This is a genomic window from Rhodococcus sp. NPDC054953, from assembly GCF_053609225.1.
In genome coordinates this window covers 1-719 of sequence record NZ_JBSGXD010000063.1, presented here as the reverse complement: position 1 = coordinate 719, position 719 = coordinate 1, and the positions used below count along the sequence as shown (strand labels likewise).

The window sequence follows — 719 nt, the reverse complement described above, 5'->3', positions numbered from 1 at the left end:
TCGGGGTTGAGCGCCATGATCGTCTCGACGACCTGGATCTCGTTGCGCAGGCCCTTCTTGAAGGAGGGGCGCAGCGGGCGGTCGATCAGCCGGCAGGTGAGGATGGCGTCCTCGGAGGGACGGCCCTCGCGCCGGAAGAAGGAGCCGGGGATCTTCCCGGCGGCGTACATCCGCTCCTCGACGTCGACGGTCAGCGGGAAGAAGTCCAGCTGGTCCTTCGGCTTCTTCGAGGCGGTGGTGGCCGACAGCACCATGGTGTCGTCGTCCAGGTAGGCCACGGCGGAACCGGCGGCCTGCCGCGCGAGGCGGCCGGTCTCGAAGCGGATGGTGCGGGTGCCGAAGGCGCCGTTGTCGATGACGGCCTCGGCGTAGTGGGTTTCGTTCTCCACCTGGGATGTCTCCTGTTTCTCGCCCCGCCGGGTGTGACCGGGCGGGACGTCAATCGGTGGAGCACCTCCGTACGGGCCGGCCATCGATCGAAGCTCCCGGGAAGTCGCCCGGGGGCCACTACCGAGGACCGGCGACGGATAAGAAGGCGCTCCGCCTCATGCTCTGTCGTTGTGCAGTGGTGGGACCAGCCTACAAAGGCATCGGTCCGGGGGCCCGGTTTCCGCGTCGGGCGGTCGCCCGCCGGGGTGCCTGCCGGGCCGGATACGGCGAAGGGAGCGGCCCCCGCCAGCGGTGGCCGCTCCCTCTCCGACGTCTTAGCGGGCGCCCGC

General features: G+C 70.2%; 1 pseudogene. It reads right to left on the bottom strand.

The window, feature by feature from the left end:
• Positions 1–473: pseudogene (locus tag ACWF62_RS20465) on the bottom strand (hypothetical protein); the annotation flags it as partial.
• Between the last annotated feature and the right edge of the window lie 246 nt (positions 474–719).